General features: G+C 68.3%; 22 protein-coding genes and 3 tRNA genes. 4 read left to right on the top strand and 21 right to left on the bottom strand.

Features of this window, described 5'->3' with window-relative positions; translation table 11 throughout:
• Nucleotides 1–20: 20 nt before the first annotated feature.
• The 11 genes from OG788_RS26895 to OG788_RS26845 form a co-directional block, all read right to left on the bottom strand.
• Nucleotides 21–3,920 carry a DNA-directed RNA polymerase subunit beta' gene (locus OG788_RS26895; RefSeq protein WP_351542664.1) on the bottom strand — a complete coding sequence of 1,300 codons (3,900 nt, stop codon included), beginning with the start codon at nucleotides 3,918–3,920 and terminating at the stop codon, nucleotides 21–23.
• Between the two features lie 114 nt (nucleotides 3,921–4,034).
• Nucleotides 4,035–7,520: a DNA-directed RNA polymerase subunit beta gene (gene rpoB / locus OG788_RS26890; protein ID WP_351542662.1), complete on the bottom strand. Its 3,486-nt coding sequence runs from the start codon at nucleotides 7,518–7,520 to the stop codon at nucleotides 4,035–4,037.
• Nucleotides 7,521–8,159: 639 nt separating this feature from the next.
• A complete protein-coding gene (rplL, locus tag OG788_RS26885; RefSeq protein ID WP_351542660.1) occupies nucleotides 8,160–8,543 on the bottom strand; it encodes a 50S ribosomal protein L7/L12 in 384 nt (127 codons plus the stop codon).
• 110 nt (nucleotides 8,544–8,653) lie between these two features.
• Complete coding sequence (gene rplJ, locus OG788_RS26880) at nucleotides 8,654–9,184, bottom strand: 50S ribosomal protein L10 (RefSeq protein ID WP_081218869.1); 531 nt, start codon at nucleotides 9,182–9,184, stop codon at nucleotides 8,654–8,656.
• Between the two features lie 324 nt (nucleotides 9,185–9,508).
• Complete coding sequence (locus tag OG788_RS26875) at nucleotides 9,509–10,369, bottom strand: LppX_LprAFG lipoprotein (RefSeq protein ID WP_351542658.1); 861 nt, start codon at nucleotides 10,367–10,369, stop codon at nucleotides 9,509–9,511.
• 183 nt (nucleotides 10,370–10,552) lie between these two features.
• Entirely contained in the window at nucleotides 10,553–11,458 is a 906-nt protein-coding gene (locus OG788_RS26870) for a hypothetical protein (RefSeq protein WP_406373998.1), read from the bottom strand.
• 190 nt (nucleotides 11,459–11,648) lie between these two features.
• Nucleotides 11,649–12,374, bottom strand: a complete 726-nt coding sequence (gene rplA, locus OG788_RS26865) for a 50S ribosomal protein L1 (RefSeq protein WP_266761709.1) — start codon at nucleotides 12,372–12,374, stop codon at nucleotides 11,649–11,651.
• Between the two features lie 94 nt (nucleotides 12,375–12,468).
• Complete coding sequence (rplK, locus tag OG788_RS26860; RefSeq protein ID WP_266761707.1) at nucleotides 12,469–12,903, bottom strand: 50S ribosomal protein L11; 435 nt, start codon at nucleotides 12,901–12,903, stop codon at nucleotides 12,469–12,471.
• 193 nt (nucleotides 12,904–13,096) lie between these two features.
• Complete coding sequence (nusG, locus tag OG788_RS26855; RefSeq protein WP_266848364.1) at nucleotides 13,097–13,972, bottom strand: transcription termination/antitermination protein NusG; 876 nt, start codon at nucleotides 13,970–13,972, stop codon at nucleotides 13,097–13,099.
• Between the two features lie 77 nt (nucleotides 13,973–14,049).
• Complete coding sequence (gene secE, locus OG788_RS26850) at nucleotides 14,050–14,331, bottom strand: preprotein translocase subunit SecE (RefSeq protein WP_103549158.1); 282 nt, start codon at nucleotides 14,329–14,331, stop codon at nucleotides 14,050–14,052.
• Nucleotides 14,332–14,441: 110 nt separating this feature from the next.
• A tRNA-Trp gene (locus OG788_RS26845) sits at nucleotides 14,442–14,514 on the bottom strand.
• A 248-nt stretch (nucleotides 14,515–14,762) separates the two neighbouring features.
• Between OG788_RS26845 and OG788_RS26840 the strand changes: the two genes are divergently transcribed.
• Complete coding sequence (locus OG788_RS26840) at nucleotides 14,763–15,989, top strand: pyridoxal phosphate-dependent aminotransferase (protein WP_266761701.1); 1,227 nt, start codon at nucleotides 14,763–14,765, stop codon at nucleotides 15,987–15,989.
• A gap of 171 nt (nucleotides 15,990–16,160) precedes the next feature.
• Complete coding sequence (locus OG788_RS26835; RefSeq protein ID WP_351542651.1) at nucleotides 16,161–17,180, top strand: adenosine deaminase; 1,020 nt, start codon at nucleotides 16,161–16,163, stop codon at nucleotides 17,178–17,180.
• Between the two features lie 10 nt (nucleotides 17,181–17,190).
• Here OG788_RS26835 and OG788_RS26830 read toward each other — a convergent pair whose 3' ends face one another.
• The gene (locus OG788_RS26830; RefSeq protein WP_406373996.1) at nucleotides 17,191–17,823 is read right to left on the bottom strand and encodes a TetR/AcrR family transcriptional regulator; all 633 of its coding nucleotides are present in this window, start codon (nucleotides 17,821–17,823) and stop codon (nucleotides 17,191–17,193) included.
• Between the two features lie 124 nt (nucleotides 17,824–17,947).
• Here OG788_RS26830 and OG788_RS26825 point away from each other — a divergent pair, with 124 nt between their 5' ends.
• Complete coding sequence (locus OG788_RS26825) at nucleotides 17,948–18,580, top strand: NAD(P)-dependent oxidoreductase (protein WP_406373994.1); 633 nt, start codon at nucleotides 17,948–17,950, stop codon at nucleotides 18,578–18,580.
• 48 nt (nucleotides 18,581–18,628) lie between these two features.
• Here OG788_RS26825 and OG788_RS26820 read toward each other — a convergent pair whose 3' ends face one another.
• The 8 genes from OG788_RS26820 to OG788_RS26785 all read right to left on the bottom strand — a co-directional run bounded on the left by OG788_RS26820 (nucleotide 18,629) and on the right by OG788_RS26785 (nucleotide 23,952).
• Entirely contained in the window at nucleotides 18,629–19,684 is a 1,056-nt protein-coding gene (locus OG788_RS26820) for a UDP-N-acetylmuramate dehydrogenase (RefSeq protein WP_356753322.1), read from the bottom strand.
• A gap of 155 nt (nucleotides 19,685–19,839) precedes the next feature.
• Nucleotides 19,840–21,282, bottom strand: a complete 1,443-nt coding sequence (locus OG788_RS26815) for a DHA2 family efflux MFS transporter permease subunit (protein ID WP_406376854.1) — start codon at nucleotides 21,280–21,282, stop codon at nucleotides 19,840–19,842.
• 266 nt (nucleotides 21,283–21,548) lie between these two features.
• Entirely contained in the window at nucleotides 21,549–22,118 is a 570-nt protein-coding gene (locus OG788_RS26810; RefSeq protein ID WP_351542641.1) for a helix-turn-helix domain-containing protein, read from the bottom strand.
• Nucleotides 22,119–22,437: 319 nt separating this feature from the next.
• Nucleotides 22,438–22,866 (bottom strand): MaoC family dehydratase, encoded by a 429-nt coding sequence (locus OG788_RS26805; RefSeq protein WP_406373991.1) that lies wholly within the window; start codon nucleotides 22,864–22,866, stop codon nucleotides 22,438–22,440.
• 1 nt (nucleotide 22,867) lies between these two features.
• Nucleotides 22,868–23,320 carry a MaoC family dehydratase N-terminal domain-containing protein gene (locus OG788_RS26800; protein WP_351542637.1) on the bottom strand — a complete coding sequence of 151 codons (453 nt, stop codon included), beginning with the start codon at nucleotides 23,318–23,320 and terminating at the stop codon, nucleotides 22,868–22,870.
• Nucleotides 23,321–23,508: 188 nt separating this feature from the next.
• Nucleotides 23,509–23,673 (bottom strand): 50S ribosomal protein L33, encoded by a 165-nt coding sequence (rpmG, locus tag OG788_RS26795; protein WP_003948671.1) that lies wholly within the window; start codon nucleotides 23,671–23,673, stop codon nucleotides 23,509–23,511.
• Nucleotides 23,674–23,760: 87 nt separating this feature from the next.
• Nucleotides 23,761–23,833 (bottom strand) — tRNA-Met (locus tag OG788_RS26790).
• 46 nt (nucleotides 23,834–23,879) lie between these two features.
• Nucleotides 23,880–23,952: transfer RNA gene (locus OG788_RS26785), tRNA-Thr, on the bottom strand.
• A 469-nt stretch (nucleotides 23,953–24,421) separates the two neighbouring features.
• On the opposite strand from OG788_RS26785, the gene OG788_RS26780 reads away from it, so the two are divergent.
• Nucleotides 24,422–25,672 carry an amidohydrolase family protein gene (locus OG788_RS26780; RefSeq protein ID WP_406373989.1) on the top strand — a complete coding sequence of 417 codons (1,251 nt, stop codon included), beginning with the start codon at nucleotides 24,422–24,424 and terminating at the stop codon, nucleotides 25,670–25,672.
• Nucleotides 25,673–25,955: 283 nt separating this feature from the next.
• Here the strand turns inward: OG788_RS26780 and OG788_RS26775 are convergent, their stop codons facing one another.
• Nucleotides 25,956–26,888 carry a hypothetical protein gene (locus OG788_RS26775; RefSeq protein ID WP_406373987.1) on the bottom strand — a complete coding sequence of 311 codons (933 nt, stop codon included), beginning with the start codon at nucleotides 26,886–26,888 and terminating at the stop codon, nucleotides 25,956–25,958.
• Nucleotides 26,889–26,975: the final 87 nt, after the last annotated feature.

The raw sequence follows: 26,975 nt of genomic DNA, 5'->3' as shown, positions 1-26,975 counted from the left end.
TACTACCTACTGCCTACCGCTCACTGGTTGTACGGACCGTAGTCGTAGTCCTCCAGCGGGACGGCCTGGCCGGAGCCCGTGCCGAACGGCGAGTAGTCGATGTCGTCGTAGCCGACGGCCGAGTACATCGCGGCCTTGGCTTCCTCGGTCGGCTCGACCCGGATGTTGCGGTAGCGGGACAGACCCGTACCGGCCGGGATGAGCTTACCGATGATGACGTTCTCCTTGAGGCCGATCAGGGAGTCGGACTTGGCGTTGATCGCCGCGTCCGTCAGAACCCTGGTCGTCTCCTGGAAGGACGCCGCCGACAGCCACGACTCGGTCGCCAGCGAGGCCTTGGTGATACCCATCAGCTGCGGACGGCCGGAGGCCGGGTGGCCGCCTTCCTGGACCACACGACGGTTCTCGGTCTCGAACTTCGACCGCTCGACCAGCTCGCCGGGCAGCAGCTCCGCGTCGCCCGACTCGATGATCGTCACACGGCGCAGCATCTGCCGGATGATGATCTCGATGTGCTTGTCGTGGATCGACACACCCTGCGAGTTGTAGACCTTCTGGACCTCGCCGACCAGGTGGACCTGGACGGCACGCTGACCCAGGATGCGCAGCACGTCGTGCGGGTTGGTGGCACCCACGGTGAGCTTCTGGCCCACCTCGACGTGCTCGCCCTCGGACACCAGGAGACGGGCACGCTTCGAGATCGGGAACGCCGTCTCGTCGCTGCCGTCGTCCGGGGTGACGACGAGCTTCTTGGTCTTCTCGGTCTCCTCGATCCGCACGCGGCCGGAGGCCTCGGAGATCGGGGCGACACCCTTCGGCGTACGAGCCTCGAAGAGCTCGACGACACGGGGCAGACCCTGGGTGATGTCGTCACCGGCCACACCACCGGTGTGGAAGGTACGCATCGTCAGCTGGGTACCGGGCTCACCGATGGACTGGGCGGCGATGATGCCGACCGCCTCACCGATGTCGACCAGCTTGCCGGTGGCCAGCGAGCGGCCGTAGCACATGGCGCAGGTGCCGACGGCGGACTCACAGGTCAGGACCGAGCGGGTCTTGACCTCCTCGATGCCGTGCTTGACGAGCTCGTCGATGAGGACGTCGCCGAGGTCGGTGTTGGCCGGGGCCAGCACCTTGCCGTCGACGGTGATGTCCTCGGCCAGCGCACGTGCGTACACGCTGGTCTCGACGTTCTCCGCCTTGCGCAGGATGCCGTCCGCGCCGCGCTCCGCGATGTGCAGCTTGAGGCCACGGTCGGTGCCGCAGTCCTCCTCGCGGATGATGACGTCCTGGGAGACGTCGACCAGACGACGGGTGAGGTAACCCGAGTCGGCGGTACGCAGAGCGGTGTCCGCCAGACCCTTACGGGCACCGTGGGTCGAGATGAAGTACTCGAGCACCGACAGGCCTTCACGGAAGGAGGCCTTGATGGGGCGCGGGATCGTCTCGTTCTTGGCGTTCGACACCAGACCACGCATACCGGCGATCTGACGCATCTGCATCATGTTGCCTCGTGCGCCCGAGTTCACCATCATCGAAACCGGGTTGGTCTTCGGGAAGTTCGCGTTCATCGCCTCGGCGACCTCGTTGGTCGCCTTGGTCCAGATCGCGATGAGCTCCTGCGTGCGCTCTTCCTTGGTGATCAGACCGCGCTCGTACTGCTTCTGGACCTTCTCGTCCAGGTCCTCGTAGCCCTTGACGATCGCGCGCTTCGCATCCGGAACGACGATGTCGGAAATGGCCACGGTGACGCCGGAACGGGTCGCCCAGAAGAAGCCCGCCGCCTTCAGGTTGTCGAGCGTCGCCGCCACGATGACCTTGGGGTAGCGCTCGGCGAGGTCGTTGACGATCTCGGAGAGCTGCTTCTTGCCGACCTCGTAGTCGACGAACGGGTAGTCCTCGGGCAGCAGCTCGTTGAAGAGCGCGCGGCCCAGGGTCGTCCGCAGGCGGAAGGTGTCACCCTGCTGCCACTCCGGGTCGCCCTCCTCCTGCGCCGGCGGGGTCCAGCCGCGCGGCGGGATGGTGCCCACCGGGAAGCGGATGTCCACGCGCGACTGCAGCGAGAGCTCGCCGGCGTCGAACGCCATGATCGCCTCGGCCACGGAAGCGAAGGAGCGGTCCTCGCCCTTCACGTTCCGCAGGTCGCCGTCGGTGGTCAGGAAGAACAGACCGAGGACCATGTCCTGGGTCGGCATCGTGACCGGGCGGCCGTCGGCCGGCTTGAGGATGTTGTTCGAGGACAGCATCAGGATGCGGGCCTCGGCCTGCGCCTCCGCGGAGAGCGGCAGGTGGACGGCCATCTGGTCACCGTCGAAGTCCGCGTTGAACGCGGTGCAGACGAGCGGGTGGATCTGAATGGCCTTGCCCTCGACCAGCTGCGGCTCGAAGGCCTGGATGCCGAGGCGGTGCAGCGTGGGCGCACGGTTCAGCAGAACCGGGTGCTCCGCGATGACCTCTTCCAGGACGTCGTACACGACCGTGCGGCCGCGCTCGACCATCCGCTTGGCGCTCTTGATGTTCTGCGCGTGGTTCAGGTCGACCAGGCGCTTCATCACGAACGGCTTGAAGAGCTCCAGCGCCATGGCCTTGGGCAGACCACACTGGTGCAGCTTCAGCTGCGGACCGACGACGATCACGGAACGCGCGGAGTAGTCCACACGCTTGCCGAGCAGGTTCTGACGGAATCGACCCTGCTTGCCCTTGAGCATGTCGGACAGCGACTTCAGCGGACGGTTGCCGGGGCCCGTCACCGGGCGACCACGACGGCCGTTGTCGAAGAGCGCGTCGACGGCCTCCTGGAGCATGCGCTTCTCGTTGTTCACGATGATCTCGGGCGCGCCGAGGTCGAGAAGCCGCTTCAGACGGTTGTTGCGGTTGATCACACGGCGGTACAGGTCGTTCAGGTCGGAGGTCGCGAAGCGGCCACCGTCCAGCTGCACCATCGGGCGAAGGTCCGGCGGGATGACCGGCACGCAGTCGAGCACCATGCCCTTGGGGCTGTTGCTGGTCTGCAGGAACGCGGAGACGACCTTGAGGCGCTTGAGCGCACGGGTCTTCTTCTGGCCCTTGCCGGTGCGGATGATCTCGCGGAGGCGCTCGGCCTCCTCGTCCAGGTCGAAGGACTCCAGGCGCTTCTGCAGCGCCGCGGCACCCATCGATCCGTCGAAGTACGTGCCGAAGCGGTCACGCAGCTCGCGGTAGAGGAGCTCGTCGCCCTCCAGGTCCTGGACCTTGAGGTTCTTGAAGCGGGTCCACACCTCGTCGAGACGGTCGATCTCGCGCTGCGCGCGGTCACGCAGCTGCTTCATCTCACGCTCGGCGCCCTCGCGCACCTTGCGGCGCACGTCGGCCTTGGCACCCTCGGCCTCGAGCTCGGCCAGGTCGGTCTCGAGCTTCTTGGCGCGGGCCTCGAGGTCGGCGTCGCGACGGTTCTCGACCTGCTGACGCTCGACGGAGACGTGGGCCTCCAGCGAGGGCAGGTCGCGGGTGCGGCGCTCCTCGTCGACGTACGTGATCATGTACGCGGCGAAGTAGATGACCTTCTCGAGGTCCTTCGGGGCGAGGTCGAGCAGGTAGCCCAGCCGCGACGGAACGCCCTTGAAGTACCAGATGTGGGTGACGGGAGCGGCCAGCTCGATGTGGCCCATCCGCTCACGACGCACCTTGGCGCGAGTGACCTCGACGCCGCAGCGCTCGCAGATGATGCCCTTGAAGCGGACACGCTTGTACTTACCGCAGTAGCACTCCCAGTCCCGGGTCGGACCGAAGATCTTCTCGCAGAAGAGTCCGTCCTTCTCGGGCTTGAGGGTGCGGTAGTTGATGGTCTCGGGCTTCTTGACCTCGCCGTGGCTCCACTGACGGATGTCGTCAGCGGTGGCCAGACCGATCCGGAGCTCATCGAAGAAGTTGACGTCGAGCACTATGCGTCAATCCCTCTCAGGGTTGTAAGTCTTAGGGGTCTGATACGGGGGTCCTGGGGCCGGCGGGCCTTGATCACCCTTTCCACAGGTGGCCAAGGCCCGGCCGGACTCCCGTCAGACCTCTTCGACGCTGCTCGGCTCGCGCCGCGACAGGTCGATGCCGAGCTCCTCCGCCGCGCGGAAGACGTCCTCGTCGGTGTCACGCATTTCGATGGACATACCGTCGCTGGACAGCACCTCCACGTTGAGGCAGAGAGACTGCATCTCCTTGATGAGCACCTTGAAGGACTCGGGGATGCCGGGCTCGGGGATGTTCTCGCCCTTGACGATGGCCTCGTAGACCTTCACGCGGCCGGTGACGTCGTCGGACTTGATGGTCAGCAGCTCCTGGAGGGCGTAAGCGGCGCCATAAGCCTCCAGCGCCCACACCTCCATCTCACCGAAGCGCTGGCCACCGAACTGAGCCTTACCACCCAGCGGCTGCTGGGTGATCATCGAGTACGGACCGGTCGAGCGGGCGTGGAGCTTGTCGTCGACCAGGTGGTGCAGCTTGAGGATGTACATGTACCCGATCGAGATCGGGTCCGGGAACGGCTCACCGGAGCGGCCGTCGAACAGCCTCGCCTTGCCGGACGGGAGGACCAGACGGTCACCGTCGCGGTTGGGCAGGGTGTGCTCGAAGAGACCCGCGAGCTCGTCCTCACGCGCACCGTCGAAGACGGGGGTGGCGACGTTGGTGCCCGGGGCGACCTGGTCGGCACCGATGGCCTGCAGGCGCTGGGCCCAGTCGTCCGCGAGACCGGAGACGTCCCAGCCGCGGCTGGCGAGCCAGCCGAGGTGGATCTCCAGGACCTGTCCCGGGTTCATTCGGGACGGCACACCCAGCGGGTTGAGGATGATGTCGACCGGGGTGCCGTCCTCCAGGAACGGCATGTCCTCGATCGGCAGGATCTTCGAGATGACGCCCTTGTTGCCGTGACGGCCGGCGAGCTTGTCACCGTCCGTGATCTTGCGCTTCTGCGCCACGTAGACACGAACCAGCTGGTTCACGCCCGGCGGCAGCTCGTCGCCCTCTTCACGGTCGAAGACGCGGACGCCGATGACCTTGCCGATCTCGCCGTGCGGGACCTTCAGCGAGGTGTCACGGACCTCACGGGCCTTCTCACCGAAGATCGCGCGCAGCAGGCGCTCCTCCGGCGTCAGCTCGGTCTCACCCTTGGGCGTGACCTTGCCGACGAGGATGTCGCCGGCGACGACCTCGGCACCGATACGGATGATGCCGCGCTCGTCGAGGTCGGCGAGGACCTCCTCGGAGACGTTCGGGATGTCCCGGGTGATCTCCTCGGGGCCGAGCTTGGTGTCACGGGCGTCGACCTCGTGCTCCTCGATGTGGATCGAGGAGAGGACGTCGTCCTGCACGAGGCGCTGCGACAGGATGATCGCGTCCTCGTAGTTGTGACCCTCCCACGGCATGAACGCCACGAGCAGGTTCTTGCCGAGCGCCATCTCGCCGTCCTCGGTCGCGGGACCGTCGGCCAGGACCTGGCCTTCGATCACGCGGGCGCCCTCGTCCACGACAACCTTCTGGTTGACGGAGGTGCCCTGGTTCGACCGGGAGAACTTGTGCAGGCGGTACGTGGTGTACGTGCCGTCGTCGTTGGCGGTGGTGATGTAGTCCGCGGAGACCTCCTGGACCACACCGTCCTTCTCCGACTTCAGGACGTCACCGGCGTCGACCGCACAGCGGTACTCCATGCCGGTGCCGACCAGCGGCGCCTCGGACTTGATGAGCGGAACGGCCTGACGCATCATGTTCGCGCCCATGAGGGCACGGTTGGCGTCGTCGTGCTCCAGGAACGGGATCATCGCGGTCGCGACCGACACCATCTGGCGCGGGGAGACGTCCATGTAGTCGACGTCGTCACCGGGGACGTAGTCGACCTCTCCGCCACGACGGCGGACCAGGACGCGGGTCTCCTCGAACCGGAAGTCGTCGCCGAGCGGCGCGTTGGCCTGCGCGATGACGAATCGGTCCTCTTCGTCGGCCGTCAGGTAGTCGACCTCGTCGGTGACGACACCGTCGGTGACCCGGCGGTACGGCGTCTCGACGAAACCGAACGCGTTGACGCGGCCGTAGGAGGCGAGCGAGCCGATCAGACCGATGTTCGGGCCTTCAGGCGTCTCGATCGGGCACATGCGGCCGTAGTGCGACGGGTGCACGTCACGGACCTCGAAGCCGGCCCGCTCACGGGAGAGACCACCCGGGCCGAGCGCCGACAGACGGCGCTTGTGGGTGAGACCCGACAGCGGGTTGTTCTGGTCCATGAACTGCGACAGCTGGCTGGTGCCGAAGAACTCCTTGATGGAGGCGACGACCGGCCGGATGTTGATCAGGGTCTGCGGCGTGATCGCCTCGACGTCCTGAGTCGTCATGCGCTCGCGGACGACGCGCTCCATACGAGCCAGACCCGTGCGGACCTGGTTCTGGATGAGCTCGCCGACGTTGCGCAGACGACGGTTGCCGAAGTGGTCGATGTCGTCGGTCTCAACGACGATCGAGGTGCCGTTGTCACCAACGGTCTCGGTCTCACCGGCGTGCAGCTTCACCAGGTACTTGATCGACGAGATGATGTCCTCGACGGTCAGGATCCCGGCGTCGAGCGGGGCGTCGCCGCCCAGCTTCTTGTTGACCTTGTACCGGCCGACCTTGGCGAGGTCGTAACGCTTCGGGTTGAAGTAGAGGTTCTCCAGAAGCGTCTGCGCGGCCTCACGGGTCGGCGGTTCGCCCGGACGCAGCTTGCGGTAGATGTCCAGCAGCGCGTCGTCCTGGCCCTGGGTGTGGTCCTTCTCCAGGGTGGCGCGCATGGACTCGTACTCGCCGAACTCCTCGAGGATCTGCTCGGTGGTCCAGCCGAGAGCCTTCAGGAGAACGGTGACGGACTGCTTGCGCTTGCGGTCGATGCGGACACCGACCATGTCGCGCTTGTCGATCTCCATCTCGAGCCAGGCACCCCGGGACGGGATGACCTTGGCCGAGAAGATGTCCTTGTCGGACGTCTTGTCGATGGAGGAGTCGAAGTAGACACCCGGCGAGCGGACCAGCTGCGACACGACGACACGCTCGGTGCCGTTGATGACGAAGGTGCCCTTGTTGGTCATGAGCGGGAAGTCGCCCATGAAGACCGTCTGGGACTTGATCTCGCCGGTCTCGTTGTTGGTGAACTCGGCGGTGACGAAGAGCGGGGCCGCGTACGTGAAGTCGCGGTCCTTGCACTCGTCGATGGAGTTCTTCGGGGGCTCGAAGCGGTGGTCGCGGAACGTCAGGGACATCGACCCGCTGAAGTCCTCGATCGGAGAGATCTCCTCGAAGATCTCTTCGAGACCGGACTTGGTGGGGACGTCCTGTCCGCTGTCCAGAGCCGCCTCGACACGAGCCTTCCACGCGTCGTTGCCGAGCAGCCAGTCGAAGCTCTCGGTTTGCAGCGCAAGAAGGTTCGGAACCTCGAGGGGCTCCTTGATCTTTGCAAAGGAGATGCGCAGCGGGGCGGTGCTGGCGCCGTTGTTCGTATTCGCGGTCGAGGCAGTGCGCGAGGCGGCCAAGAGGGGGTCCTTCCGAGGGCTCGGACTCACTACGCGCGTACCGGTCCCATGTCGGACAAAGCGTCGGGCCGTTCCCGATCCGGCCGGATAAGGCCAGGTCAGGGATAGTCCAACCGTCGATGCTCAAACACGGGCATGCCCCTGGTGACGGGCAGGAGGCAGCTAACAGGCAGCGCAAAGGGTCAGTGTAGCCAGTAGGCCCACTGATGTCCAGTCCCGGTTTCTTGAGACCCTCGTTGTTCTCAACACCTGCGGCAAGCCACGCCCTCAATGCACATCGATACTGCCCTCTTCGTCAGCGATCCATGCCTCGGATACGGATCGTTGTGACGACGCGTCCTGAGAATTGCGCGCTGCGTGCGGTTCGTCAAGGCCCCCCAAGCCCAAAGCAAGTGCCGCGATCGTCACGTGCGGCCCGTCTTGCAACCCGTCTCTCTGCCTGTCACAGGGTGGCCGGAGGCACTACGAAGATCACCATACTCGTCGCGACCTGCAGCGCAAGGCTGCCGCTTCGGGGACCCCCTGGAACGCCGAAGAGCGACCACCCAGTTGGGTGATCGCTCTTCAGTGCGTCAGCGTTACAGCGCTACTTGAGCGGCTGTAGACAGCTTCACAGGAGTCCTCGGGGGACTCGTCGAGTTACTTGACCTCGACGGAGGCGCCGGCGCCCTTGAGGGACTCGGCAGCCTTCTCGGCGGCCTCCTTGGCGACCTTCTCGAGGACGGGCTTCGGAGCGCCGTCGACGAGGTCCTTGGCCTCCTTCAGGCCCAGCGAGGTGAGCTCACGCACGACCTTGATGACCTGGATCTTCTTCTCGCCGGCACCCGTGAGGATGACGTCGAACTCGTCCTGCTCCTCAGCGGCCTCGGCGGGCGCACCGCCGACGGCGGGACCGGCAACGGCGACCGCGGCGGCGGCGGTGACGTCGAACTTCTCCTCGAAGGCCTTCACGAACTCGGCGAGCTCGATGAGGGTGAGGTTCTCGAACTGCTCGAGCAGCTCTTCCTGGGACAGCTTCGCCATGATGGCGTCCTTCCACTAAATCGGCAGGTGCCGGGATGTACTGGTGAGGCGGGCGTACGTTCGGCCCGCTGCGACCGTCGCCTCAGGCGGCGGTCAATGCGCGAGCCGAATTACTCGGCACCGCCCTGCTCGGCCTGCTTGACACGAAGCGCCTCCGCGGTGCGGACGAACTTCGAGGGGAGCGCCTGGAAGAGCTGAGCAGTCTGCGTCTGCTTGCCCTTGAAGGCACCCGCCAGCTTGGCGAGCAGAACCTCGCGGGACTCGAGGTCCGCAAGCTTCTTGATCTCGTCGGCGGACAGCGCCTTGCCGTCAAGGACACCGCCCTTGATGACGAGGTTCGGGTTGTCCTTGGCGAAGTCACGAAGACCCTTCGCCGACGTCACCGGGTCACCGGTGATGAAGGCGACCGCCGTCGGACCGTTGAACAGGTCGTCGAGCGTAGAGATCCCGGCCTCGTTGGCCGCAATCTTGGTCAGCGTGTTCTTCACCACGGCGTACTGGGCGTCTTCACCGAGCGAACGACGCAGCGTCTTGAGCTGCGCCACGGTGAGACCCCGGTACTCGGTCAGCACGGCGGCGTTCGAGCTGCGGAACTGGTCCGCGAGCTCGGCTACCGCGGCAGCCTTGTCGGGCCTTGCCATAGAGCGTCGGCCTCCTTCCGGGTGATGAGGACCGCTCAGAAGGGACTGACAAAACGAAACGCCCCGGCGCAGGCGCACGGGGCGTAGCTCAACCGGATTCTTCCGCACGCTGGGCGTGCGAACTCCGGGAACACATCCACGGTCACCTACGCGGGTCGTCCGCAGTTTCAGCGGATCCTTCGGTCACCACGTCCTCTTGCGAGCACGAGGCAACGACCAGCGGTCTTTGGCTTCTCGAGGAGAGTACGTGAAGGGGACTCCGTCAAGCAAATCCGGCCGAACGGCCCACCTGCCGGGCCGTTCTTCCGGTTCCGGTCGCGCGGATCACTGCTGCTGGACGCCCTTCATCATCTCGGCGAGGTCGACGGTGTCCTTGGCGGGCGGGGCCTTCACCGTCACCGGCTTGTTGTAGTCGAGGAAGGTGATGGTCATGTCGAGCGGACCCTTGTCGGCGGTCCCCCGCATACGGAACTGCTTGGTGTGGTCGTCGCCGTCGACCCACATGTCCATCGTGAACGTGTCGACGCCCATCTTCGTGTACTGCTCGAGGCTCTTCTCCCGCGCCGCGCGCGTGGCCTTGTCCTCGCCCTTGAGGGACTTGCGGAAGTCGTCGAGGGTGACCGTCCCCTTGTAGTGCGTGGTCTTCACGCCCTCGACCGTCTCGGTCCCGACCTTCTTCACGTTCTTCGAGCCGGTGAGGAAGGTGGACTCGGTGGCGGGGTTCTTGTCGGCCTGTCCGCCGCCCAGCTGGTTCGCGTCCAGCTCCTTGTCCCCGGCCATGGCGGACATGTCGAACTTGATCCAGCTCTTGCCGTCCATGTCCTTGGCGGCTTGGGCGCCGCCACCGATGTACATCGCCTTGCCCACGATCCGCATCTCGACCGGGCCGTCGGCGGCCTGGTCCTCGGAGGTCATCTTCATGCTCATGGCCAGGGGCTTCATGCTCATCGCCGCCTCACCGCTCACCCGGCCCTGCTCCGGGACCTTGCCGGTCATCCGGTAGTGGAGGGAGGTGATGTCCTCGGTGTTCTTCGCCGCTTTCGCCACGGCCGCGGCGGGCGTGAGCGCGGGCGACGACTCCGCTTTGTCCTTCGTACAGGCCACCGCGCCCCCGCCGAGGACCAGCGCCGCGAGTGCCACGCCGGTCGCCCCGCGCCCTGCCGAGTTGCGTACAGACAGTCTCAAGATTCCCCCCAGGGAACAGATGGACGATACACAGATTCGCCGCGAGCGTATCGGAAGCGATTCGAGCGATCATCCGAGTTTCCGCGGGGCTTCTGAGGCGCGACGGACGGCGGGGCGCGGGTGCGACGACGAAAGCCGGGTGCGGGCAGGACGACGTCGGCTCAGGCAAGGTCCGGCCAGGACTCAGGACGTGGTGCCGCCCGTGGCGCCCTGCGCCTTCAGCAGGTCCTTGAAGTCGGCGGTGTCGGCCGTCGGGGGCTCCTCGGCGGAGACCTTCGTCCCGTAGTCGCTGTAGTACGCCGTCGACGTCATCGTGCCGCTCGTCAGCTCGCCCTTCTCGACCTTCTTGACCAGCAGGTCGTCGCCGTCGACCCAGATGTCGACCTTCTCTGTGGTGACGCCGGCCGCCGTGAGCTGCTTCTTGAGGTCGGCGAGCTGGCTCGCGCTGAGGTTGGAGGACTTGCTCGCCAGGTCCGCGACGTCCACCATGCCGGAGTAGTGCGTGGTCGAGCGGCCGCGCACGGTCTCCGCGCCGACCTTCTCGACGTCACCCGAGGCCAGCAGGAGCTTCACGGACTGGTTCGGTGTGGTGTTCTGCATCTGGTCCTTGAGATACGCGCCCGAGCTGCCGCCGAACTTGGCGAGGTCGTCGTACCCGTACCGGATCCAGTGCTTGCCGCCGGACTGCGCGGCGAACTTGTCGCTCATCCTCGCGTAGTAGGCGTCGGGCAGATAGCGGGCCTGCATGGAGGTGCTGCCCGTCTGGCGCATCGTCTCGGCGAGCGTGCCGCCCGTGTACGTGATCGTCATGGTGCCGGTGAGACCGTCCGCCCAGCCCATGACGCCGTCGGCCTTCATGGACATCAGCGTGCCCATGGTGGTCGTGGACTCGACCTTGGCGGAGTCGGCGCCGTCGGTGGACCTCTCCGCGGAGCGCAGGGCCGCTATCGGGCTGACGCGCGTGGTGCCCTTCTGCCCGGCCTTGCCCGAACCCCCGGAGGAGTCGGAGGAGTTGCAGGCCGTCGCCCCCGCCAGCGCGGCCGTCAGCGCGATCGAGAGGGCCACGCGGCGCACCATGGTGCTCTTCATTCGTCCCACCCCTATGCGAATTATGTGAACTGCACGCTAGCGCAGCCCACTGACACACGTTCAGGATTCCGCCCCGGGGCACACGCCCCGGAAAGGCCTCCGGAGACGAGGACGGGCCCCGCACCTCGAAAGGTTGCGGGGCCCGTTCAAAAACGCGTGCGCGACGCGGTCACCGGGGTGAGCGGGAGGCTCAGACGGCGGCCGGGTCCTCCTCGACGAGGAGGTTGCGGGTGCGGTTGGGGTCGACCAGGATGCCGGGGCCGATCGTCGAGCTGATCGCGGCCTTCTTGATGTAGCGACCCTTGGCGGCCGACGGCTTCAGACGAAGGATCTCGTCGAGGGCCGCACCGTAGTTCTCCACCAGCTTGGTGTCGTCGAAGGACACCTTGCCGATGATGAAGTGCAGGTTCGAGTGCTTGTCGACGCGGAACTCGATCTTGCCACCCTTGATCTCGGTGACAGCCTTGGCGACGTCCGGGGTCACGGTGCCGGTCTTGGGGTTCGGCATGAGACCACGGGGACCGAGCACGCGGCCGAGGCGGCCGACCTTGCCCATGAGGTCCGGGGTGGCGACGACGGCGTCGAAGTCCAGACGGCCCTTCGCGACCTCGTCGATCAGTTCGTCGGAGCCGACGATGTCGGCGCCCGCGGCCTCCGCGGCCGCAGCACGGTCACCGGTCGCGAAGACCAGGACCCGGGCGGTCTTGCCGGTGCCGTGCGGCAGGTTCACGGTGCCACGGACCATCTGGTCGGCCTTGCGCGGGTCGACACCCAGGCGGAAGGCGACCTCGACGGTGCCGTCGAACTTGCTCGTGGAGGTCTCCTTGGCGAGACGGACGGCCTCGAGCGGGGCGTAGAGCTTCTCCCGGTCGATCTTGGCGTCCGCAGCGCGGAGAGACTTGCTGCGCTTGCTCACTACTGCTCCTGATGTGTTCTGAGGAGTCGTGGTACGGGCCGAGCAGGCCCTGCCACGTGCGGCCGAGGCCGCATGGTTCCTACGAAGGTGGGTGTCAGCCCTCGACCGTGATGCCCATGGAACGGGCGGTGCCGGCGATGATCTTCGACGCGGCGTCCAGGTCGTTGGCGTTGAGGTCGGGCATCTTGGTCGTGGCGATCTCACGGACCTGCGCCTGGGTGATCTTGGCGACCTTGGTCTTGTGCGGCTCGCCGGAGCCCTTCTCGACACCCGCGGCCTTGAGGATCATCTTCGCGGCCGGCGGAGTCTTGGTCACGAAGGTGAAGGAACGGTCCTCGTAGACCGTGATCTCCACCGGGATGACCCAGCCACGCTGCGACTCGGTCGCGGCGTTGTAGGCCTTGCAGAACTCCATGATGTTGACGCCGTGCTGACCGAGCGCGGGGCCGACCGGCGGGGCCGGGTTCGCCGCACCGGCGTTGATCTGGAGCTTGATAAGCCCCGTGACCTTCTTCTTCTTGGGAGGCATTCCGGGTCCTCTTTCGTTTTCGCCTTCCTACGTCCGAGTCGCCCCGGACGGCTGCCTTCAACCGAGGTGATGATCCGGATGGAGGCATACCGCACAACGATAACGGGTATCTGTGCGCGGCTAAAAACCGAGCAGGTCAGACAGGCTGCGAGAGCCCGTCTGACCTGTTCGGAAGACGTACGTCCAGAAGGTGCTAGTTCTTCTGGATCTGGTCGAAGGAAAGCTCGACCGGGGTCTCGCGGCCGAAGATCTCGACGAGGCCCTTGACCTTCTTCGAGTCGGCGTTGATCTCGTTGATCGTGGCCTGCAGCGTGGCGAAGGGGCCGTCGGTGACGGTGACCGAGTCGCCGACCTCGAAGTCCAGCACCTGGACCTCGACCTTGCGCTGCGGAGCGGGCTTGCCCTCGGCCTCGGCGGCCTCGCGGGCGGCCTTCTCCTCGGCCTCCGGGGCGAGCATCTTGACGATCTCGTCCAGGGTCAGCGGGTACGGGTCGTAGGCGTTGCCCACGAAGCCGGTGACGCCGGGGGTGTTGCGGACGACGCCCCAGGACTCGTTCGTCAGGTCCATGCGGACCAGGACGTAGCCCGGGAGCTTGTTCTGCTTGATCGTCTTGCGCTCGCCGTTCTTGATCTGCGCGACCTCTTCCTGCGGCACTTCGGCCTGGAAGATGAAGTCCTCGACGTTCAGCGAGACGGCACGCTGCTCGAGGTTGGTCTTCACGCGGTTCTCGTAACCGGCGTACGTGTGGATGACGTACCACTCGCCGGGGAGCAGACGGAGTTCCTCGCGCAGGGCGGTGACGGGGTCGACGGGCTCGACGGGCTCAGCCTCTTCTTCGGCCTCTGCCTCGTCGGTGTCGGCGGCGAGCGCCTCGTCGGGCACGTCCTCGTCCTCGACGTCCTCACCGGACTCGTCCTCGACGTGGAGGGCCGCGTCCTCGGCGGGCTCGCCGGCGGCGGCATCTGCAGCCTCGAACTCGTCCACGACGTCCGCTCCCTCGACGATCTCGAGCTCGTCGTCAACGGACTCGACCGACTCGCTGGCGTCGTTCAGGTTCGGGTCAGACACGGTGGCTGCTTCTTCCTGGATACATGGGGGTGGAACACGCGAAAGGGGCGCCGGTGACGGCGCCCTTCGCTCTCGGCTCAGCCGAAGACGTACTTGGCGGCGTGGTTGAGCCCATAGTCAATCACGGTCACCAGGCCGATCATGATGACGACGAACACAATCACCACTGTGGTGTACGTCGTCAGCTGATTGCGAGTCGGCCAGACAACCTTGCGGAGTTCCGCGATGATCTGGCGGTAGAAGGTGGCAAGGCGCTTCAGCGGGCCCTTCTTGGCGCGCTTACCGCCCTTGCGGGCCTTCTTCTTGGACTCCGGCGCCTCGGCATCAGGCATGTCGATGGAGCCCACGGCGTCCGTCACTCGTCCTCACCTGATTCCCGGGTCGTGACCGTGCCGCGCCCGGTTGAGCCGCACGGCGGTGCATTTGCAGTACGTACATGCGCACACATCCTGGCGAAAGGTGTGTGTAGCAGGGCCGGAGGGACTTGAACCCCCAACCGCTGGTTTTGGAGACCAGTGCTCTACCAATTGAGCTACGACCCTTTGATTTCCCCCAACGTACCGCATCCGACCGGGTGCTCGGTGTGCACCGGTTGAGCGCGGCCGGTGAAGGCCAACGAGGTGAGAGTGTACGTGGTCCGGAGCCGGGCGTCGAACAGAAAGTGTCCGTACGGACTGCCTCCGCCGAAGATCCACTGGTGGGGCGCGCGGATCCGGACGGATGTTCTGCCGTTGTTCAGTCTGTGAAACCCGCGTGCCGGGGGAGTTTCCGGTCTGAAACGATGGGTCCCATGAGCCCTGCAACCCCTCCCACCGAGCGCCGGGTCTCCGCCCGCGTCGGCGCGATCTCCGAGTCCGCCACCCTCGCCGTGGACGCGAAGGCCAAGGCCCTCAAGGCCGCCGGACGTCCGGTGATCGGCTTCGGCGCCGGTGAACCCGACTTCCCCACCCCGGACTACATCGTCCAGGCCGCCATCGAGGCCTGCTCGAACCCCAAGTACCACCGCTACACGCCGGCCGGCGGGCTCCCCGAGCTGAAGGCCGCGATCGCCGCGAAGACGCTGCGCGACTCCGGCTACGAGGTGGAGGCCGCCCAGGTCCTCGTCACCAACGGCGGCAAGCAGGCCATCTACGAGGCCTTCGCCGCGATCCTCGACCCGGGGGACGAGGTCATCGTCCCGGCGCCGTACTGGACGACCTACCCGGAGTCCATCCGTCTGGCCGGCGGTGTCCCGGTGGACGTCGTCGCGGACGAGACCACCGGCTACCGCGTCTCGGTCGAGCAGCTGGAGGCCGCCCGCACCGAGAACACCAAGGTGCTGCTCTTCGTCTCCCCGTCCAACCCGACGGGCGCGGTCTACACCCGCGAGCAGATCGAGGAGATCGGCCGCTGGGCCGCCGAGAAGGGCCTGTGGGTCCTGACCGACGAGATCTACGAGCACCTGGTCTACGGCGACGCGGAGTTCCACTCCCTGCCCGTGGTGGTGCCCGAGCTGCGCGACAAGTGCATCGTCGTCAACGGCGTCGCCAAGACGTACGCGATGACCGGCTGGCGCGTGGGCTGGGTCATCGGCCCGAAGGACGTCGTCAAGGCCGCGACCAACCTTCAGTCCCACGCCACGTCGAACGTCTCGAACGTGGCCCAGGTCGCCGCGCTCGCCGCCGTCTCCGGGGACCTCACGGCCGTCGCGAAGATGCGCGAGGCCTTCGACCGCCGCCGCAAGACCATCGTGCGCATGCTGAACGAGATCGACGGCGTGCTCTGCCCCGAGCCCGAGGGCGCCTTCTACGCGTACCCCTCGGTGAAGGGACTCCTCGGCAAGGAGATCCGCGGCAAGCGCCCCGCGGACACCGTCGAGCTGGCCGCGCTGATCCTGGAGGAGGCCGAGGTCGCGGTCGTCCCGGGCGAGGCCTTCGGCACGCCGGGCTATCTGCGTCTGTCGTACGCCCTCGGCGACGAGGACCTCGTCGAGGGCGTCAGCCGGATCCAGAAGCTGCTGGCCGAGGCGACGGACTGACCTCCCCTCGTCCACCCGTGCCCTCGGGGCGCCGGTGACGTCTTCGCGCTCCACGCGCGCGTGCGGGGCCGGCCACTCAGCGGAGTGGCCGGCCCCGTTAGTTCGTTCGAGCAGGCCTCCGATCAGCGAAAGCGCTACCGGCACGACATCCGCGTACGGCAGGATCTTTGGATGGAGCGCGTACGTGATGTGAGTGAACTGCCGAAGGCCCATCTGCACCTGCACTTCACCGGTTCGATGCGGCACACCACCCTGCTGGAACTGGCCGACAAGCACGGGATCCATCTGCCCGACGCGCTGACCAGCGGGGAGCCACCGAAGCTGCGGGCGACCGACGAGCGCGGCTGGTTCCGCTTCCAGCGCCTGTACGACGCCGCGCGGTCGTGCCTGAGAGAGCCCGAGGACATCCAGCGCCTGGTGCGCGAGGCCGCCGAGGAGGACCTGAAGGACGGCTCCGGGTGGCTGGAGATCCAGGTCGACCCGACGTCGTACGCACCACGCCTGGGCGGGCTCATCCCGGCCCTGGAGATCATTCTGGACGCGGTGGACACGGCGATGCGGGAGACCGGACTCGGGATGCGCGTCCTGGTGGCCGCGAACCGCATGAAGCACCCGCTGGACGCCCGCACGCTGGCCAGGCTCGCGGTGCGGTACGCCGACCGGGGCATCGTCGGCTTCGGACTCTCCAACGACGAGCGACGGGGCATGGCGCGGGACTTCGACCGGGCCTTCGCCATCGCGCGGGAGGGCGGGCTGCTGTCCGCGCCGCACGGCGGCGAGCTGACCGGGCCCGCCTCGGTCCGCGACTGCCTGGACGATCTGCACGCCTCACGGATCGGCCACGGGGTGCGGGCCGCCGAGGACCCGAGGCTGCTGAAGCGCCTCGCGGACCGCGGGGTGACCTGCGAGGTGTGCCCCGCCTCGAACGTCGCCCTGGGCGTCTACGAGAAGCACGCCGACGTCCCCCTGCGAACTCTGTTCGAAGCCGGTGTGCCGATGGCCCTCGGCGCCGACGACCCGCTGCTCTTCGGGTCCCGGCTCGCCGCCCAGTACGAGATCGCCCGCCGTCACCACGGCTTCACGGACCCGGAGCTCGCCGAGCTGGCGCGGCAGTCCGTCCGCGCGTCGGCCGCGCCGGAGGACGTCCGGGCGAAGCTGCTGGCCGGCGTGGACGACTGGCTGACCTCCTAGGGCGTGTCCGTCACGGGCTGACGGGCGCGATCCCGGCGAGCAGGGTGCGGGCGAGCGCCGGGGCGAAGGTGTCCAGGGGCGGGGGCGTGCCCTCCGGGGTGGCGTCGTAGGCGAACGCGCGCTGCGCGCAGGCGCCGAGCAGGAGGGACGCGGCCGCGTAGGTGTCGGAGTCCGGCTGGATACGCCCGGCCCGCTGCTCCGCCCGCAGATACGCGGCGACGCCCCGGATGGGCATGTGGGGGCCCGCGTCCATGGCCCGCATGGCGTCGTCGTGGCGGCGCTTGAGCTGCGTCTCCGCGTACAAGGAGGCGGCGATCGGGAAACTCTGCTCATAGAAGAGGGCCGCCTGGCGGGCGATCTCGGTGAGGTTCTCCTCCAGGGAGTGCTCCCCCGGCTCGGCCGTCAGCCGCTCCAGGAGGGGGCCCAGCTTGGGCAGCCGCTCCTGAAGGACCCGGATGAACAGCTCTTGCTTGCTCGCGAAGTACTTGTAGAGCGCGGCCTCGGAGCAGCCGGCCTCCCTGGCGATCTCCTTGGTCGTGGCGCGGGAGAGGCCGCGGGTGAGCATGAGCTCGTGCGCCGCGTCGAGGATGCGGATCCTGGCCGGTTTCGACGGCGTGGGCTCCGTGGTGGATCTCTGCTGCATGGGGCCCAAGGATTCCATGGCACACCCTCTCGGGGTTGACGGGTGGGTGAGTACTTACTCACTCTAGAAGAAGCACAGGTGAGTGAACACTCACCCACCCCATCTCCATCCAGCGGAGCAGGTCATGAAACTCACCGTTCTCGGTGCCACCGGAGGCATCGGCCAGGAGATCGTCCGCCAGGCCCTGGACGCGGGCCACCAGGTCACGGCCGTCGTACGGGACCCCGCGCGGCTGACCGTCACGGGCGCGGGTCTGGAAGTGTTCCGCGCAGATCTCACCGACCCGCGGGCACTGCGCCCCGCCGTCGCCGCCCGGGACGCGGTCCTGTCCGGCCTGGGCGCGCGCAGCCGCAGGGACGCCGGGGTCGCGGCCCGGCTCACCCGTACGGTGCTGGACGCCATGGAGGCGGAGCAGGTCCGGCGGCTGCTGGTGGTCAGCGCGAGTCCGGTCGGCCCCGCCGCCGAGGGCGACGCGTTCGCGGACCGCGCCATGCGGAGGCTGATCTCCAGCGTCCTGAAGGACGTCTACGCCGACTTGAGGGAGATGGAGGACGAGCTGGCGGCCAGCGCCACGGACTGGACCGCCGTCCGTCCGCCCCGGCTCCAGAACAAGCCGCTGACCGGCTCGTATCGCACGGTCGTGGGAGGCACCCCGCGCAAGGGCCGCTTCATCGCGCGCGCCGACGTGGCCCACGCGATGCTGGCGATGATCGACGACCCGGCGACGGTGAAGCAGGGCGTGGGCGTCGCCTACTGAGCTCTGCCGGCATCCGCAGGGCGGACCCCGCGGAACACGTCGGAGCCCCTAGAGGCCGGCGTTCACCGTCACCGGCTCGTTGACCAGGGTGATCCCGAAGGCGTCGTGGACACCCGCGACGACTTCCCGGGCCAGCGCGAGGAGATCCTCGGTGGTGGCCCCGCCCCGGTTGGTCAGCGCCAGCGTGTGCTTGGTGGAGATGCGGGCGGGTCCGCTTCCGTAGCCCTTGGTGAAGCCCGACTTGTCGATCAGCCAGGCCGCGGAGGTCTTGGTGTGGCCCTCGCCGGCCGGGTACGCGGGCGGTACGGCGTCGACGCCGAGCCGCTCCTTCACGCGCGCGTGGAACGCGGCGAACGCCTCGTCCGTGAGGATCGGGTTGGTGAAGAACGACCCGGCGGACCATGTGTCGTGATCCTCGGGGTCGAGCACCATGCCCTTGCCGGCCCGCAGCTTCAGGACGGTCTCGCGGGCGTCGCCGAGGGCCACGCGGTCGCCGGGCTCCACACCGAGCGCGCGAGCCGTCTCGGCGTACTTGACCGGCGCCGACAGCCCCCGCGCGTCCTCCAGCTCGAAGCGCACGCGCAGCACCACATGGCGGTCGGGATCGGCCTTGAAGCGGCTGTGACGGTACGAGAAGGCGCACTCGGCGTTGGTCAGCGTGACCGTTTCCCGGGTCGTCCGGTCATAGGCGATCACCTCGGTGATCGTCGACGACACCTCCTGCCCGTACGCGCCCACGTTCTGGATCGGTGTCGCGCCCGCGGAGCCGGGGATACCGGCGAGGCACTCGATCCCGGCGAGCCCGGCCTCGACGGTGCGGGCGACCGCGTCGGTCCACACCTCGCCCGCGGCCAGCTCCAGCCTCGTTCCGTCGAGCGAGAAGCCCTTCGTGGCGATGCGCAGGGCGGTACCGGCGAAGCCCTTGTCGCCGATGACCAGGTTCGATCCACCGCCGATGAGCAGCAGCGGCGTACCGGCGTCGTCGGCCTCGCGCACGGCGGCGACCACCTCGGCGTCGGTCGTGGCGGTGATCAGCCGGGCGGCCGGGCCGCCGAGACGGAAGGTGGTCAGCGGGGCGAGCGGGGCATCGTGGAGTTCCTGCACGCGCCCAAGACTACGAGAAGGGGCGGGGGCGCCCGGCCACCGGTGCTCCGCGGACATGCGAACGGCCCCGCCGGTGGGGCGGGGCCGTTCTGATGCCGAGGGCCTGACCGAGGTCACTTTCCTGAGGGTTCGGCCGGGCGACCTCGTTCCGGGCGTCAGCGGGAGGCGGTCTCGAGGGCGGGAGTCGTGAGCGGGTCGCCTTCGTGCCGGTCCGCCTCGAGCGAGCCGGCCTTGAGCGAGCCGGCCTCGATGTCCTGCGCCGGGTCCTCGGCCGTCCCGGTCCGCGCCGCGCGCCGGGCGGCCGGGATGAACAGGGCCGCGACGCCCGCGAGGGCGACGACCGAGGCGCCGACCACGAGCGCGGGCCGCAGCCCGTCGATGAAGCTGTGCGCGGTCGCGTAGCTGCCCTGCGCCGAGAAGATCGAGGACATCACCGCGATACCGAGCGCGCCGCCCACCTCGCGCAGCGCGTTGTTGGCGCCGGAGGCGATGCCCTGCTCCTGCGGCCGCACGCTGGACATGACCAGGCTGGAGGCCGGGGCGAAGTAGAGGGACATCCCGATGCCGCTGATGATCAGCGCGGGCAGCTGGGAGGCGTACGAGGCGTCGGCGGCGACCACGGTGGCGTAGTACGCGAGCCCGATGGCCTGGAGGAAGAGCCCGGTGGCGACGACAGGACGGCCGCCGACGCGGTCGGACAGGTAGCCGGCGATGGGCGCGACGAGCATCGGCATGCCGGTCCAGGGGAGCATCCGCAGCCCCGCCTCGGTCGGCGAGTAGCCGAGCACGCCCTGCATGTACTGGCTGAGCAGGAAGATCGAGCCGAACATCCCGAGGAACATCAGCAGGCTGGCCGCGTTGATCCCGGCGAAGGCGCGGGAGCGGAAGAGCCGCATCGGGAGCATCGGGTTCTTGGCCCGGATGCCGTGGACGACGAAGCCGGTGAGCAGCGCGGCACCCGCGAGGAGGCCGGTCAGGACGACCGGGCTGGTCCACCCGTCGGCGGGCCCGCGGACCAGGCCGTACACGATCCCGAAGAGGCCGCCGCTGGCGAGCAGGGTGCCGGGGATGTCGAGCCGGGCGCCGGCGCCGAACGACTCGGACAGCCGCAGCCGGGCGAGCGGGAGCACGGCGAGACCCAGCGGGACGTTCAGCCAGAAGATCCAGTGCCAGGAGACGTGCTCGGTGAGGCTGCCGCCGATGAGGGGCCCCGAGGCGACCGCGAGCCCGTTGACGGCACCCCAGATCCCGTACGCCATCCCGCGCTTGGCGGCCGGAACCGCGGCTGTCAGCAGGGTCAGGGTCAGCGGCATCATGATCGCAGCGCCGACGCCCTGGACCGCGCGTGCGGCGATCAGGGAGTCGATGCCGGGCGCCATGGCCGCGGCGGCGGAGGCACCGGTGAAGACGCTCAGGCCGACGAGGAAGAGCCTGCGGCGGCCGAACCGGTCGCCGAGCGCCGCGCCGAACATCAGCAGGACGGCGAAGGTGAGCGTGTAGGCGCTCACGGTCCATTCCAGGTCGTCCAGCCCTCCCCCGAGGTCCTCGCGGATGGAGGGCAGGGCGGTGGTGACGACGAGATTGTCGAGAGCCGCCATGAAGCCGGCGACGCCGGTGATGACGAGGGCCCACCCGGCTCCGCCGCGCCGCCCGGCCGGTGCCGTGGCCGAATCCGCCGCCGGGGCCGGTCCCCCGGGCGATTCCACGGCCCCTGTCGGGGCCGGTGCCGCCGATCCGTTCTTCGCTGTCCGTGCCGTCCGCTGAGACATCGCTCCCCCAGAAGGTGATGTGATTCGATGGTTAGTTATTGATGACTAACTTTTACGGCCATGGAAAGGCGCCGAACTCCACCCACGCCGTCGTGCTACTTCTCCAGCCGGCCCGTGACGCGCGCCGACGGGTAGAGCCCTTCCCAGACCCGGTGCTCGGGCGGAAACCCCATCGACACCAGGCAGTTGACGAGCATTCCGTACGCCATGAAGGTCGTGGTCCCGTCCGCGTCGGCCCCGAGCGGCACGTGAACCGTGTCCCAGAGCCGCATCCAGCCGGCCCGGACCGCCTCGCCGAGCTCGTGATCGCCGGCCTCCTCGGCGGCCCCCACCGCGACATACATCTGCATCTGCATCAGCAGCCGCTCAGGATGCTCCGCGATCACCTTGACGTAGGACCTCGCCATGGCATGCAGGGCCTCTTCACCCTCCAGCCCCTCGGCAGCCTCCTCGAAGCTGCGCCGGGCGAGCTCCATGCAGTGCTCGGCGGCCGCCAGGAAGATCGCCCTCTTGCCCGGGAAGAGCCGGAAGAGATACGGCTGCGAGACACCCACGCGCTTGGCGATCGCCTCGGTGGACGTGCCGTAGTAGCCGCCGCGGGCGAACTCGATCATCGCCGCGCGGATGACGCTCTCGCGCCTCTCTTCTGCGCTCATCCTGACCATGCGGCTAAGTTAGTACTCAATCACTAACTAAGTCAAGGGGTGCCGAATCCTGGGCGCGCGACTCGTGGGCCACAGGCTGGCGGGCCACCGGCTCGTGGGGCCACCGGCCCTTGAACGTGGAGTTCCTGAGGCGAGGCCCTGGGCGGCCAGGCAGGGGAACGCGTAAGGGGCGCCCGCATTGGCGGGCGCCCCTTACGCAATCCGGCATGTGGAGCACTTCGAGAGGCCTCGGGCGCTTCGGCGCTTCGGCGCTTCGGGCCCTCGGACACCTCAGGCACCTCAGGCACTCAAGGACCTCGGGTCACTCCAGGCTTCGGGATCAGGCGAGTCGTACGACCGCTCGCGACATCCCCAGCACCTTCTGTCCGGCGCTGGTCGCCGTGAGGTCGACACGGACGGTGTTGTCGTCGAGCTTGACCGCGACCTTGCCGCTGACCTCGATCGTGGCGCCCTTGTCGTCGTTCGGGACGACGACGGGCTTGGTGAAGCGGACGCCGTACTCGAGGACCGAGCCCGGGTCGCCGACCCAGTCGGTGACCACGCGGATCGCCTCGGCCATGGTGAACATGCCGTGCGCGATGACGTCGGGAAGGCCCACCTCGACCGCGAACTTCTCGTTCCAGTGGATCGGGTTGAAGTCCCCGGAGGCCCCCGCGTACTGCACGAGCGTGGCACGCGTCACGGAAAACGTCTGGGCCGGCAGCTCGGTGCCGACCTCGACGTCCGCGTAAGAGATCTTCGCCGCCATGTCAGCCCACCTCCGCCGCACGGGACACGAGCTTCGTGACGGCCGTCACGACGTGCTCGCCCGCCTCGTCGTGGACCTCGCCACGGATGTCCAGGATGTCGTTGCCCGCGAGGGACTTGATCGCCTCGATGGTCGAGGTGACCGTGAGCCGGTCACCCGCGCGCACCGGGCGGGTGTAGGCGAACTTCTGGTCGCCGTGCACCACCCGGCTGTAGTCGAGGCCCAGTTGCGGGTCCTGGACGACCTGGCCCGCGGCCTTGAACGTGATGGCGAACACAAAAGTCGGCGGGGCGATCACATCGGGATGCCCGAGCGCGCGTGCGGCCTCGGGGTCCGTGTACGCAGGGTTGCTGTCCCCCACGGCCTCCGCGAACTCGCGGATCTTCTCCCGGCCGACCTCATAGGGGTCGGTGGGCGGGTAGGACCGCCCTACGAAGGACTGGTCGAGCGCCATGGGCTCGGCACCTCCTGATTGTCGTCGCCGCACTGGTTGTCACAGCTGGAGCGACCTTCTTAGCCGCACGGCCTATCTTCGCTCTGGATCACGGGGTCCACGCATGAGGCCTGGCCCGCGCCGGACATCGGTTCCACAACGACGCGAGGCCGCCCCCCGAAGGGGACGGCCTCGTGTACGAGCCTGAATTATCGCGTTTCGCGGTGCGCGGTGTGCGCATTGCAACGCGGGCAGTGCTTCTTCATCTCCAGTCGGTCCGGGTTGTTACGCCGGTTCTTCTTGGTGATGTAGTTCCGCTCCTTGCACTCCACGCAGGCCAGCGTGATCTTCGGGCGGACGTCGGTGGCAGCCACAGGAGTGCTCCTTGACGAACGGATGGGACATTAACGCATAGAAGAGTAGCCGATCGAAGGACCGACCCCACAATCGGCTACTGTCAGTAGCGGTGACCGGACTTGAACCGGTGACACAGCGATTATGAGCCGCTTGCTCTACCGACTGAGCTACACCGCTGAGATGCGATCGGGTCCCGCCTCACGACGGGAACCTTTCGCACCAGAGCCCCAATACGGAATCGAACCGTAGACCTTCTCCTTACCATGGAGACGCTCTACCGACTGAGCTATTGGGGCGAGCGATGAAGACATTACACGGTCCTCCGCCGATCGCCCAAATCCGTTTCGCGGCACCCGCCCCGGCCTGTTCCCACGCGCTTCCCCAGGCGTTCCCAGAACCCCTCACGGGCCCCTCGGACCCCCTGCGTCACACGGGGTGACGGCCCTCCGGCCGCCCCCGGACACCGGGCTGAACAGGCAGCCGAGGGAGAGGGCCGACAGCCGGAGCGCACGGGCAGCGGACTGAGAGCGGCGGGGTAGGGCGGACCGGGGCGCGGGGCGGGCCGGGGCGCGCGACGGGTCGGGGACCGGCCCGGCCCCGAGATGGCCGGTCCCCGACCCGTCGACGGGCCACACCGGTACGACTATTGCGCTCCTCCCCGACGTTGACGGGTCGCCGCCCTAGGCTCGACTCACGCTGCGTGATCTTGTCTCCCCACGCTCCGTAGTCGTCCCTCCCGCAGCCGCCCCGAGCCCCAGGAGTGCGATGCCCGACAGCCAGCAGCAGCCGCCCCACTCCTCGGCGGGACAGACCGACACGGCCGCACTCCTGCTGTGCGGGGCGCGGCTCACCGACGGCCGGGCCGTGGACGTACGGCTGGGCGGTGGGCGTATCGAGGCGGTCGGTACCGCCGGGAGCCTCGCGGCGGGTGCCTCGGGGGCTCTCGCCGCGAAGGTGGACCTCGACGGCTACCTCCTGCTGCCCGCCCCCGCAGAGGCCCACGCGCACAGCGACACGGCCCTGGCGGCCGACGGCGACGGCCCTCTGGCCTACGACGACCAGGAGATCCAGCGCCGGGCCACCGAGGCCGCGCTGCTGCAACTCGGCCACGGCGCCACGGCGTTGCGGTCCCATGTGCGCGTCGGAGACGTACAGGGGCTGGACGCGCTGGGGGCGGTGCTTCAGGTGCGGCGGTCGCTGCGGGGGCTCGCGGAGCTGACGACGGTGGCGATGCCGCGGCTGCTGACGGGCGCGGCCGGCGCCGACGGGCTCGCGATGCTGCGGGACGCGCTGAAGATGGGCGCTTCCGTGGTGGGCGGCTGCCCTGACGCCGACCCCGATCCGACGGGGTACGTGGAGGCGGTCCTGGAACTCGCCTCCGAGCACGGCTGCCCGGTCGATCTGCACACGGACGCCGCCGATCCCGCCCGGCTCGCCCGACTCGTCGCGATGGCGGGCGGCTTGCGGCCCGGGGTGACGCTCGGCCCGTGCGGCGGGCTCGGCCGGCTGCCCGTCGAGGTGGCCTCCCGCGCCGCGGACCAACTGGCCGCGGCCGGAGTGACGGTGGTGTGCCTGCCGCAGGGCGGCTGCGGATCGGCGGACCGGCGCGGCACCGCTCCCGTACGGCTGTTGCGGGCGGCCGGAGTACGGGTCGCGGCCGGCAGCGGCGCCCTGCGCGACCTGTCCAACCCGGTGGGACGCGGGGACCCGCTGGAGGCCGCCTACTTGCTGGCCTCGCGGTACGGGCTGCGCCCCGAGGACGCGTACGACACGGTGAGTTGTGCCGCCCGGGCCGCCCTCGGGCTGCCCGAGGTCCGCGTGGAGGCCGGATTCCCGGCCGAGTTGCTCGCCGTACGCGGGGACCGCCTCTCGGGGGCGCTGTCGCTCGCGTACAGCCGGATCGTGGTGCACCGGGGGCGCGTGGTGACGCGGACGAGCGCGGTGCGGGAGTACTGCAACTCGGCCGCCGACCCGGGGATGGAACTGCCTCGGCAGGGACGTGGAGAGCCGTCGTAGCCGGTGCGCGTCCGAGGGGGCGCGGCCCCGCACGTCGAAGAAGACGGCCCCGCGCGCGTGGTGGTCGTTGTACGCCTCCACGCGCGCGGGACTTCGCCGGACAGGCCTGCCCGCGGCCACGCGTCCGGCCGGGACGCTCCATCAGCTCCCGGGGCCTCCGCGGCCCGACCGGGCGCCTGCCCGGACTCTCCGTTCCCGGACTCTCCGTTCCCGGACTCTCCGTTCCGGGGACCTGCCGCTCCCCCGGGACTTCAGCGAGCCCTACGCGGGTCGCGTTCGTGCTCTAGAACCCGCCGCCGCCCAGGAGGGCACCGCCCAGCGAGCCGCCCCCGGGGACCTTGCCCACGGGCATCTCCGTGGCCCCCGACGGCGCGCTGACGTCACCCGCCTTTGAGAACTTCAGGACGAGCGGCAGCTTGGTGCCCTTCTGACCGTCGGCCAGGACGGCCAGGTCGACCTTGATCTGCCGGAGGTCACCGTTCTTCAGCGTGAAGTCGACGGCGACCTTCTTGTTCGGAGCGTCCTTGAGGTCCTTCGCCGTGGGGAGTTCCGCGCCTTCGGGAAGGTCGTCCTGCAACGGCCGGAGCTTGTCGAAGACGCCGGTGAGCAGGTCACGGAAGTTGCCCTTGGCGACGACGTGCTCGACGGCGTCGGCGCCGCTCTTGGTCCGGAAGGTGACCTCGTGGGCGATGACACGGCTCACGGCGTCGAGGATCTTCTTCTGGGTCTTGGCGTCGATGTCGTCGGCGCCGGCCCCCTTCGAGGCGCCACCGGCGGCCTTCCGGGAACTCTCCAGCTTCTTGGTGTCGACCTTCACCCAGTCGCCTTCGAGGACCTTCTTCATCTCCTTCTCGCTCGGGGGAAGGTCGTCGGCCGACGGCATGGGAAAGCCCATCGCCTTGCCGACGGCCTTCATGTCCGCGCGGTAGTACGTGAAGTCGCCGACGACCCGGTACTCGGCCAGGACGCCGTCGGCCCCCGCGATCTTCATGCTCGTCCCGATGAGGTCCTTCTCGCCCGAATCCGCCAGCGGCTTCTTGGACTTGACGGAGACATCGACGCGCAGCCCGCTGAGGAACTTCGCGAACTCCGGCGGAAGTGCCTCGTCGGGACCGGACTCGCCCGCCAGCGTGTTGATCGCGGCGGCATCGGCGTCGAGGTCCAACTGGAAGGCGAGGGACTTCTGTTCGCCGAGCCGGTCGACGGCGTGGTCCACCTTCTGCCCGGCCGTGAGGTTCTCGACCGTGCCGCAGGCGGCCGCCGTGGCGAGGAGGACAGCGGTGCAGCCGGTCGCGATGACGGT

The sequence above is a fragment of the Streptomyces sp. NBC_00647 genome (assembly GCF_045207245.1).
Lineage (GTDB): Bacteria > Actinomycetota > Actinomycetes > Streptomycetales > Streptomycetaceae > Streptomyces.
Note: the sequence above shows the minus strand (reverse complement) of the source record. Positions and strands in the feature narration are given on the sequence as shown.

Coding starts and splice junctions, on each gene's coding strand:
- rplL (WP_351542660.1), bottom strand. CDS start 8,543: ATGGCGAAGCTGTCCCAGGAAGAGCTGCTCGAGCAGTTCGAGAACCTC.
- rplJ (WP_081218869.1), bottom strand. CDS start 9,184: ATGGCAAGGCCCGACAAGGCTGCCGCGGTAGCCGAGCTCGCGGACCAG.
- OG788_RS26870 (WP_406373998.1), bottom strand. CDS start 11,458: ATGAAGAGCACCATGGTGCGCCGCGTGGCCCTCTCGATCGCGCTGACG.
- rplK (WP_266761707.1), bottom strand. CDS start 12,903: ATGCCTCCCAAGAAGAAGAAGGTCACGGGGCTTATCAAGCTCCAGATC.
- OG788_RS26840 (WP_266761701.1), top strand. CDS start 14,763: ATGAGCCCTGCAACCCCTCCCACCGAGCGCCGGGTCTCCGCCCGCGTC.
- OG788_RS26835 (WP_351542651.1), top strand. CDS start 16,161: ATGGAGCGCGTACGTGATGTGAGTGAACTGCCGAAGGCCCATCTGCAC.
- OG788_RS26830 (WP_406373996.1), bottom strand. CDS start 17,823: ATGCAGCAGAGATCCACCACGGAGCCCACGCCGTCGAAACCGGCCAGG.
- OG788_RS26825 (WP_406373994.1), top strand. CDS start 17,948: ATGAAACTCACCGTTCTCGGTGCCACCGGAGGCATCGGCCAGGAGATC.
- OG788_RS26815 (WP_406376854.1), bottom strand. CDS start 21,282: ATGGCGGCTCTCGACAATCTCGTCGTCACCACCGCCCTGCCCTCCATC.
- OG788_RS26810 (WP_351542641.1), bottom strand. CDS start 22,118: ATGGTCAGGATGAGCGCAGAAGAGAGGCGCGAGAGCGTCATCCGCGCG.
- OG788_RS26805 (WP_406373991.1), bottom strand. CDS start 22,866: ATGGCGGCGAAGATCTCTTACGCGGACGTCGAGGTCGGCACCGAGCTG.
- OG788_RS26800 (WP_351542637.1), bottom strand. CDS start 23,320: ATGGCGCTCGACCAGTCCTTCGTAGGGCGGTCCTACCCGCCCACCGAC.
- OG788_RS26780 (WP_406373989.1), top strand. CDS start 24,422: ATGCCCGACAGCCAGCAGCAGCCGCCCCACTCCTCGGCGGGACAGACC.